Origin of the sequence: Rhodoferax sp., assembly GCF_011391645.1 — a bacterium.
Lineage (GTDB): Bacteria > Pseudomonadota > Gammaproteobacteria > Burkholderiales > Burkholderiaceae_C > Rhodoferax.
On the sequence record NZ_JAABQC010000009.1, the window covers coordinates 34,240 to 43,658 of the forward strand.

Annotated in this window: 12 protein-coding genes; all 12 read right to left on the minus strand. The window is 56.1% G+C overall.

Annotated features, from left to right (window positions below; all coding sequences use genetic code 11):
* Positions 1-4: 4 nt before the first annotated feature.
* On the minus strand, positions 5-265 hold the full coding sequence (gene minE, locus GPS82_RS02490) for a cell division topological specificity factor MinE (protein WP_296163054.1): 261 nt from the start codon (positions 263-265) through the stop codon (positions 5-7).
* 4 nt (positions 266-269) lie between these two features.
* A complete protein-coding gene (gene minD, locus GPS82_RS02495; protein WP_296490639.1) occupies positions 270-1,085 on the minus strand; it encodes a septum site-determining protein MinD in 816 nt (271 codons plus the stop codon).
* Positions 1,086-1,112: 27 nt separating this feature from the next.
* Positions 1,113-1,892: a septum site-determining protein MinC gene (gene minC, locus GPS82_RS02500; RefSeq protein ID WP_296490652.1), complete on the minus strand. Its 780-nt coding sequence runs from the start codon at positions 1,890-1,892 to the stop codon at positions 1,113-1,115.
* A gap of 452 nt (positions 1,893-2,344) precedes the next feature.
* A complete protein-coding gene (gene ccmI / locus GPS82_RS02505; protein ID WP_296490640.1) occupies positions 2,345-3,688 on the minus strand; it encodes a c-type cytochrome biogenesis protein CcmI in 1,344 nt (447 codons plus the stop codon).
* The gene (locus GPS82_RS02510; RefSeq protein WP_296490641.1) at positions 3,685-4,152 is read right to left on the minus strand and encodes a cytochrome c-type biogenesis protein; all 468 of its coding nucleotides are present in this window, start codon (positions 4,150-4,152) and stop codon (positions 3,685-3,687) included. The genes ccmI and GPS82_RS02510 overlap by 4 nt, the downstream gene beginning before the upstream one ends.
* Positions 4,149-4,673 (minus strand): DsbE family thiol:disulfide interchange protein, encoded by a 525-nt coding sequence (locus GPS82_RS02515; protein WP_296490642.1) that lies wholly within the window; start codon positions 4,671-4,673, stop codon positions 4,149-4,151. Before GPS82_RS02515 ends, GPS82_RS02510 begins: the two co-directional genes overlap by 4 nt.
* Positions 4,670-6,637, minus strand: coding sequence for a heme lyase CcmF/NrfE family subunit (locus GPS82_RS02520; RefSeq protein ID WP_296490644.1), 1,968 nt, complete (start codon positions 6,635-6,637; stop codon positions 4,670-4,672). Before GPS82_RS02520 ends, GPS82_RS02515 begins: the two co-directional genes overlap by 4 nt.
* A 45-nt stretch (positions 6,638-6,682) precedes the next feature.
* Positions 6,683-7,126 (minus strand): cytochrome c maturation protein CcmE, encoded by a 444-nt coding sequence (ccmE, locus tag GPS82_RS02525; RefSeq protein ID WP_296490645.1) that lies wholly within the window; start codon positions 7,124-7,126, stop codon positions 6,683-6,685.
* A gap of 14 nt (positions 7,127-7,140) precedes the next feature.
* On the minus strand, positions 7,141-7,314 hold the full coding sequence (ccmD, locus tag GPS82_RS02530; RefSeq protein ID WP_296490646.1) for a heme exporter protein CcmD: 174 nt from the start codon (positions 7,312-7,314) through the stop codon (positions 7,141-7,143).
* A complete protein-coding gene (gene ccmC / locus GPS82_RS02535; protein ID WP_296490647.1) occupies positions 7,301-8,038 on the minus strand; it encodes a heme ABC transporter permease CcmC in 738 nt (245 codons plus the stop codon). Before ccmC ends, ccmD begins: the two co-directional genes overlap by 14 nt.
* A complete protein-coding gene (gene ccmB, locus GPS82_RS02540) occupies positions 8,035-8,730 on the minus strand; it encodes a heme exporter protein CcmB (RefSeq protein ID WP_296490648.1) in 696 nt (231 codons plus the stop codon). Before ccmB ends, ccmC begins: the two co-directional genes overlap by 4 nt.
* Positions 8,727-9,362: a cytochrome c biogenesis heme-transporting ATPase CcmA gene (ccmA, locus tag GPS82_RS02545; protein WP_296490649.1), complete on the minus strand. Its 636-nt coding sequence runs from the start codon at positions 9,360-9,362 to the stop codon at positions 8,727-8,729. Before ccmA ends, ccmB begins: the two co-directional genes overlap by 4 nt.
* Positions 9,363-9,419: the final 57 nt, after the last annotated feature.

The window sequence follows — 9,419 nt, forward strand, 5'->3', positions numbered from 1 at the left end:
GAACTTATCTGGCGTCAGGCAACTCGATCTTCACTTCCAAGACTTCCAGATTGTCCTGCCGCTCCAGGTTGACCTTGATGTCATCAGGGTTAATCTTGATGTACTTGCTGATGACGGCGATCAGTTCCCGTTGCAGGTCGGGTAAATAATCAGGAGTCGCCGGGCTGCGGCCATTGCGCTCATGCGCCAGGATGATCTGCAGTCGCTCTTTGGCAAGACTGGCGGTTTTCTTTTTTTCGCCCAGGAAAAATGAGAAAAAAGACATGGTGTCATTTCCCTCCGAACAGGCGTTTAAACAAACCTTGTTTGGGTGGTTCGGTAAAACGCATCGGTTTTTCTTCACCCAGGAAACGGTCAATCACATCTTTGTAGGCTTCGGACACGTCACTTCCCTCCATGTGAACGGCTGGCACACCCTGGTTGGAAGCCTGCAGCACGGCCTCACTTTCTGGAATCACACCAATCAGTTTGATACGCAAGATGTCTTTGATGTCCTGCAAGGACAGCATTTGTCCCTGATTCACGCGCGCCGGGTTGTAACGGGTGATCAGCAGGTGCTCCTTGATGGGCTCAAGCCCTTCCATGGCGCGGCGGGTCTTGCTGGAGAGCATGCCAAGAATGCGGTCTGAATCGCGCACTGAGGACACTTCAGGGTTGGTCACCACCAAAGCCTCATCGGCAAAATGCATGGCCATCAAGGCACCCGTTTCAATGCCGGCAGGTGAGTCGCAAACAATAAACTCAAAGTCCATGGCCGCCAGATCTGTCAGCACTTTTTCAACACCCTCTTTGGTCAGGGCATCCTTGTCACGCGTTTGCGAAGCCGCCAGCACATACAGTTTGTCACACTGCTTGTCTTTGATCAGTGCCTGGTTCAGATTGGCTTCGCCGTGGATGACATTGATCAGGTCATAGACCACGCGACGCTCGCACCCCATGATCAGGTCGAGGTTGCGCAGCCCGACATCAAAGTCAATGACAGCAGTTTTGTGGCCACGCATTGCCAGGCCGGTCGAGAAACTGGCGCTGGTGGTGGTTTTTCCAACGCCTCCCTTGCCCGAAGTCACCACAATAATTTTTGCCATGTTTTAGGAATCTTTCAAAGAAAAAATTTACGGGTTCAGGGCTTCAAAGAGCAGTTTGTCCTGCCCATCGTTGCTCAAGCGCACTTGCGCAGGCTTGCCATGAATGTCGTTGGGAAGTGGATTTTCGCTGGTGCGGTAAACACCCGCAATGGAAATCAACTCCGGCTCCAGACACAGTGAAAAAATTCTAGCTTGCGTGTTGCCGCTGGCGCCCGCCATGGCTTTGCCGCGCAGTGGGGCATACACGTGAATATTGCCATCCGCCACCACCTCGGCGCCCATGTTGACCATGGCCAGCACCACCAGATCAGCACCCCGCGCGTATACCTTCTGCCCTGAACGCAAGGGCTTGTCAATCACCAGCGTGGCAGCACCGGGCACTTCTCGCACCACTTCGCGAACCACTTCACGCACTGTTTCTGGCGCAGGTTTTTCAGAATTTTTCTTTTGATTGAGGGGTTTGCCACGAGGCAGGTCTGCGGGGGCTTCGATCAAACCACAGCCCAGGGCGGCGGCCGCTGTTGTTGGCGTAGCGTTGCGAAAGGCAATCGGCTTGAGCCGGCAGGCTTCAAGAGTGACCAACAGCTTGGTGAGTTTTAGATCAATGCCTTGCAATTCAAGCCTGGAAAAGTCCAGCACCATGGGATCGTGGTCAAAAAAATCAGGGCTGGGGCTGCCGGGCCCAAACTGTGCATTGATGTCGTCAATGGTTTGCGCAATGTCAGGTGTCTTCAGCATCAATGCCACCAATGGCAGCTGGGTGCTTTTGATTTCAAAGGAATGTGCCACGGGACCTAAACAAAAAATGGGGGAAACAGCCGTATGAGTTTTGGTGGATCAGTGATTTCGATCGCCACGAGCCAAATGTTACTTGATCAAACTGTCAAAAGCAGGCGAAGCACCATTTTTTTTGACTCTATGCACAGAGTTTTAAAAAGACTTTAGATTCTGAAAGATGTCCCCTGAATTTTGTTATTTGTCTTTACTTAGAGGTATTATTTTAAAGTAGTCGTAGTAGATAAGGAGGTCGAAGAGTGGTGGATAACTCATAATTATTCATATAAATCAATTACTTGAACTCTGTGTCTGGATGTTGGTCACTGTGCTTTTGATTTGCTCACCAAACTTGGATAATTTATGAATTTTTTCATATCTGTGGATAACTATCAGCTAAGAGATTTGTTATCCACATGTTTATACACTTTATTTTTGACCAAAAAAAAGCCCGGTATCAACCGGGCTTGAGGAAAAAAGGATTTTCAAGGCTTGCCAGTGGTTCCCATTCTTTGCTTGGCATCGGCAATTTCTGCTTTGATGGGAGCGATATCTGGCGAATTGACTGGCAAGACAGTGAGTGCAGTTTGCCAATGGTTAATGGCCTTTGCAAAGTTACCACTTTGGTAAGCTGCTTGCCCTGCCATCATGAGCGCCATGGGGTGTGTGGGTGAAATGGCAAGGGCTTTGTTGATCAGTTCACTCGGCTTTCCCTGCAGGCTCCTGCTGCTCATGGCCAGAGTGTCGGCATATTGCGTCAGTAAATCGGGATCAGTATCGAGCAGTTTTCCAGTTTTGGCATAAGCAGCGATGGCTTCGTCGAGGCGATTTTGCACCTTGTAGGCACGCGCGAGTCGGGCCCAGCCGGCCAAGTCATCCGGGTTTTCTTTAAGGCGCGCTGCCAGTCGATCCACCATGTTGTTGATCTTGTCCGGTGTCATGCCGGCTGCTGCGCCCTCTGGCACGGATGGCAGCAGGTTGCTCGCGGCGGCAGGCTGGCCACCCATGGCGCGCGCCTCGTCAATATTGGCTTGCACCTGCTGGGCATCCGGCGAGCCCGGTTGCAACAGGGGGAGTAGTTGTTCCCAGTAAGTCACGGCTTTCGGATAGTTGCCACCCTGGTAGGAGGCGACCCCCGCCATCATCAAACTCATGGGGTGTTGCGGGTCCATGCGCAATGCCTCTTCGATCATCTGCTCTGGCTTGCCGACCAGGCTGTTGCCGGCAAGAACACCCAGCACATCGGCGTGGTCAATCAGCAGGTCAGGATCAGTTTTAACGACATCACCAGCTTTTTCAAAGGCTTGTCTTGATTCTTCGAACCGTCCAAGCGCCTTGTAGGAGCGGGCGAGTACTGCCCATCCCTTGCTGTCATCCGGGTTGTCCTTGAGCCGTGCTGCCAGGCTGTCAACCATTTGCACAAGCTGCTCATTTTTTTCGTGGCCTGAAGCGGCAGGGTTCATGGCTTCAGGTGTGCCCAATTGCAGATAGAGGCCCAAAGCCATCACCGGCAAAGTAATGGCAATCGCAGTGGCGGTGCGTTTGGCTGACCAGAAGCCGGTGGTTCTTTGCCGCGGAACGGCTTCATAACTCTCCGTGTCATCGAGCAGGCGCAATTGCAATTCGTCGCGTGTAGTTTCGAAATCCTGCTGGCTGATAACACCGCGCGCCAGATCTGCTTCGAGTGCCAGCAGCTGATCGCGGTGAATGGACGCATTCAGGCGTTCACTCGAAATGCCATCGGCGGTTGCCGTGCGCAGCAGCGACCAGACCAGCCAAGCCACCACCAACAGTGTCAACAACACTGAAATACCGATAAATAAAGTCATTTGGGAGAGTCAGTTTCTTGAAGGAGAGCTTGCGCCTTGGCGCGCTGGGCAGTGTCGAGCACAGGTGCATTTTTCTGGCTTTGAGAGCGCTTGATGGCGCTGATCAGCAACCAGATGGCGCCAATCAACAACAGCAGCGGTCCAAACCACAGCAACCAGGTGGTGGGTTTGACCGGGGGCCGGTACAACACGAAGTCGCCATAACGGTTGACCAGAAATTCCTTGATTTCAGCGTCGGTCTTGCCATCCTTGATCAAGGTGCGAACTTCGCGGCGCAAATCCATTGCCAGGTCAGCACGGGATCCGGCCAGGGACTCGTTCTGGCACACCAGGCAGCGCAATTCTTCGGCAATGATGAGCAGGCGTTGTTCGACGACCGGATCTTCCGCCAGTGGAGCGGCTTCCTTGGCGTGAGCGCCAATGGCGCATTGCAGCGCGAGAAAGAGGGCGATCAGGAGTCTCATAGTTGCAGTTCCTTGATCAGGGGCACCAGTTTGTCACGCAAGGCTTCTTCGGTGAATGGACCAATTTGTTTGTAGCGAATGATGCCCTGCTTGTCGATCAGGAAACTCTCTGGCACACCGTACACACCAAAGTCAATGCCGATGCGTCCGTCGGCGTCCACGATGGTGTGGGTGTAGGGGTTGCCAAAGCGGGCCAGCCACTGCAGGCCGTCGGCTTCCTTGTCTTTGTAGTCCAGACCGATGATGGGCAACGGGTTGGTCTTGACAAATTCAACCAGCAGTGGGTGCTCCACCCGGCAGGCGACGCACCACGAGGCCCAGGTGTTGAGCAGCCACACCTGACCCAGCATGTCCTTGTTTGAAAATGTCTCACCTGGTTTGCCAAGCACCGGAGCGGTAAATGCCGGCGCAGGTTTGCCGATCAGGGGAGACGGAATTTCACTCGGGTCACGGGTCAGCCCGATGGCCAGAAACACCAGAAGAACCGCAAAAATTCCCAGCGGAATATAGGCCTTCTTCATGCGGCGGCGCCTTTGACGCCATTTAGGTTCAACTTGGCAGCCACTTTTTTCCGATAACGTTTGTCGGCGGCGGCCATGCCACCGCCGATGGCCATCAGGAAGCAACCCATCCAGATCCAGGTGATGAACGGCTTGTGGTAGACCCGCACGGCCCAGGCCGGTTTGCCATCGCCCTCCAGACGCTCGCCCAGCGACACATACACGTCACGGGTTGGGCCACTGTCGATGGCGGCTTCTGTCATGGGCATGGTGGATGAAAAGTAGGTTCGCTTTTCAGGGTGAAGCACCCGCAAAACCTTGTCGTCCTTGATCAACTCCACACTGCCCCGGTCAGCCTTGTAATTGGGGCCGGGCACTTGGTCAATACCTGTGAGGCGGAAGGTATAGCCGCCCACAGCCACAGTGTCGCCAATAGTCATGCGCACGTCTTTTTCGGTTTCATAGCCTTCGACCATGGTGATGCCGACCACGCACACGGCAATGCCGATGTGGGCGACGTGCATTCCCCAATAGGAAATCGGGGTGGATTTCCAGTTTGCGGTGTCTTTGAGTTGCCGGTAGATCTGCACTGCGGATGCCAGCACGATCCAGATCGACAGGGTCAGACCCAAGGCCACCAATGCCGACCAGTGACCTGCCAGCAATGGCGCGGTGCAGCCCAGCAGCACCGACACGATGGCAACCGGGCGCAGTTTTTGAGCCAGGTTGGCGACGGTGTCATTTTTCCAGCGCGCATAACTGCCAATCACCATGAACAAAAGCACGGGCAACATGAGCGGTACAAAAACGGCGTTGAAGTAGGGCGGTCCGACCGACAGCTTGCCCAGGTTCAGGGCGTCAATGAACAGCGGATAGAGGGTGCCCAGCAGCACCGCGGCGGCGGCTGTCGTCAGCAAGACATTGTTGACCAGCAGAAACGTTTCGCGGGATACCAGCGAGAAAGAGCCGCCAGCCCTGACCTTGCCGGAGCGTGTGGCAAACAGGATCAGCGAGCCGCCAACCACCACTGTCAGGAACAGCAGGATGAAGACACCCCGTTTTGGGTCCGTGGCAAAGGCGTGGACCGAGGTCAGCACACCCGATCGCACCAGGAAGGTGCCGAGCAAACTCAGCGAGAAAGCAATCAGCGACAGCATGATGGTCCAGCTTCTGAACAGGCCACGTTTTTCTGTGACTGCCAGGGAGTGGATCAATGCGGTGCAGATCAGCCAGGGCAGGAACGAGGCGTTTTCAACCGGATCCCAAAACCACCAGCCGCCCCAGCCCAGTTCGTAATAGGCCCACCACGAACCCAAAGCAATGCCAATGGTCAGGCAGATCCAGGCAGCGGTGGCCCAGGGTCGGGTCCAGCGCGCCCACGCAGCGTCGAGTCGGCCACTGAGCAGGGCGGCAATCGAGAAGGCAAACGGGATGGCCAGGCCAACGTACCCCATGTAAAGCATGGGTGGGTGGAACACCAGGCCAGGGTCTTGCAACAAGGGGTTCAGATCGCGGCCATCAGCCGGGATCTCGCTCAGGCGCGCAAACGGGTTGGACGTGATCAACATGAAGAGCAGAAAACCCACGGCAATCAGCCCCAGCACACCCAGCACACGCGCCACCATCACATCAGGCAACTGGCGTGAAAAAATGGAAACGGCCATCATCCAACCGCACAGCATCAGCAACCACAGCAGCAGGGAACCCTCGTGGCCGCCCCAAACCGCAGAGATGCGGTACAGCACAGGCAACATCGTATTGGAGTGATTGGCCACGTACGACACCGAGAAGTCGTTGACGTAAAACGAGTAGGTCAGGCACAGAAAAGAAAAGGCGGTGAGCCACCACAAAACCTGGGCGCCGGGTCGTGCCAAAGCAATCCAGTCGGCGCGACCGGTCTGGCCGCCCGCCAAGCTCAGGATGCCCAGCACGGTGGCAACCGGTAGGGCAAGAATCAATGCGAAATGTCCAATTTCAGGGATCATGGTGCGCCTCTGGGTTTGAAAAAAAGCTGGTCGGTGACCAGTGAGTTACTTCAGCGTGCTGCCGGCTTTTTCGATCTCTGCCTGGTCCAGAGCGTGCTGGGCTTCGGGCGGCATGTAGTTTTCATCATGCTTGGCCAGCACTTCCGATGCGGTGAACTTGCCGTCGGTGCCGAGTTGGCCTTGCGCCACCACGCCTTTGCCTTCACGGAACAGGTCAGGCAGGATGCCGGTGTAGCTGACAGGCACATCCTTGAGGCTGTCGGTCACGATGAATGCCACCGTCAGGTTGTCGCGCTTGACCGAGCCTTCCTTGACCAGTCCGCCAACCCGAAAGGTGCGGTTTTGCGGCGCCTCACCGGCGCCAACCTGGCTTGGGGTAAAGAAAAACACCAGATTGCTCTGGAAGGCATTGAGGACAAAATAGGCGGCCAGGGAAATGGCGGCCAGGGCGCCAATAATCATGGCGGTGCGTTTGTGACGAGGTTTCATGGTCATGGCTGTGTTTAATCTTGGTGTGAGTCGTTTTCGTTCAAAAGGTTTCGCAAAATCTCACGCCGTTTGGCGCGCACCAGCAGAATTTCAGCCACCACGACCAAAGCTGTAAGTCCGAAGCTGCCCCAGACATAGAAGGCGTAGCCGCCCATGTGGAAAAAATCTTCAACGCTAAGCCACTGCATGTTTAACCCACTCCGTATGACGCTCGCGGTCGAGAATAATATTGCGCACCCGCACCAGCGAAATGGCGATGGTGTACATCCAGAAGGCCAGCACCATGATCAGCATGCCGGCCAGCATGGTGGAAGCCATGGACGAGCCTTTCAGGGAGACCGAGGCGCCTTGATGCAGGGTGTTCCACCATTTGACCGAGAAATAAATGATGGGCACGTTCACAGCACCCACGATGGCCAGGATGGCACAGGCTTTGTCTGCGCGGCGCGGGTCGTCGATGGAGGCTTGCAAGGCCAGAAAGCCCAGATACAAAAACAGCAAAATCAGTGTGGAGGTCAGCCTGGCGTCCCAAACCCACCAGGTTCCCCACATCGGTTTTCCCCACAGGGAGCCGGTGGCCAGCGACAAAAAAGCAAACAGCGCACCCGTCGGGGCCAACGCCGAGGCCATCATGCCTGAAAGGCGCGTGTTGAAGGCCAGCCCGAAGGCGGCCCAACCCGCCATCACCAGGTAGATGAACATGGACATTTGGGAGGTCGGCACATGGACAAAAATGATGCGATAACCCTGGCCTTGCTGGGCGTCAATGGGCGCGACAAAAAATGATATCCACAAGCCCACCACGGCCAGTATGGTCGCCAATGCGGCAAACCACGGCCACATCTTGCCGGCCAGAAAATAGAAGTTTTGCGGTGAAGAGAACTTGAACCAATGAATCGCGCGTGTTTTCATTCCAGGGAAATCCTCAAAGCGGCTGCCGTAGCCAGGGGACAGAAGAAAAGCGAGAGAACCAGCAAGGCCGACATCAGCGACAAGTGGCCGCCAATGCCCAGCCCGGCTGCATCGGCTCCAACCGCGCCCGCACCAAAAATCAAGACCGGAATATACAACGGCAAAATCAGCAATGACAGCAATACCCCTGCACCCCGTACGCCCAAGGTCAGCGCGGCACCAATGCTGCCAATCAGGCTCAAGGTGGGTGTGCCCAGCAGCAGCGACAGCATCAAGATGCCCAAAGCCCGGGAATCGAGACCAAACTGCAAGCCCAGCACCGGTGCCATCAGGACCAGCGGCAAGCCTGCCATCAAAAAATGGGCCAGCGCCTTGGCCAGCACCAGCAGGGCCAGCGGCGTACTGGAGAGCGCCATCTGCTCGAGGGACCCGTCGGCGTAATCGGTGGCAAACATGCGCTGCAGCGACAGCATGGCGGCCAGCAGGGCACTGACCCACAACACGCCGGGCGCCATGCGCAGCAACAACGCAGACTCAGGGCCAACCCCGAGAGGAAACAAGCTGGCGATCACGACAAAAAACACCAGCGGGGTCAAGACCTCGCCCTTTTGCCGCATTCCCAGCGAAATTTCACGCCCGAGCATGGCCAGCAGCACATAGCCCAGACCGACAGGTTTCACGGCGTTGCTCATGCCGCTTGCAACTCCAGCATTTGCGCTGGAATATTTCCAATCGGCACACGCTGGTGACTGGTCAGCACCGCCAACCCGCCAGCTTCAAGGTGCTTGGCAATCAACTCTGCCAACAGGCCAATACCGGCTTCGTCCATGGCCACATAGGGCTCATCCAGCACCCACAGCCGCGCCGGGCTGAGCGCCAACCGCGACAAGGCAACACGTCGCTTTTGTCCCTGGGACAGGTGGCGCACCAGTTGCCTGCCGCGCCCGCGCAGGCCAAAGCGGCTCAGCACCGCTTGCATCTGTGTTTTGTCGGGGGCAAACCCGCCCAGGGCCGTTATGAAAGCCAGGTTTTCATCGACCGTCATGGATTCTTGCAAGGCGTTCAGGTGGCCAAGGTAGCAAAGGTCCTGCCGATAGGCGTCGCGCTGCCCATCAATGGGGCTGCCGTTCCAGAGAATGTCACCGGTTTCAATGGAGGCCAGGCCGCAGACCATGCGCAGCAGGCTGGTTTTGCCGACGCCGTTGGCTCCCGCCACGTACAGCCAGTTTCCGGCCTCCAGTTGGCAATCCAGGTCTTTGAAAAGTTGCCTGCCACCCCGAGTGCAGCCAAGCTTGGAAAACGTCAGTGAGGGAGGGGTGTTCAAAAGCAGTGCGGACGCAGATAGAAAGGCCTGATTATCTTACGACTCGGCGCACGCTCC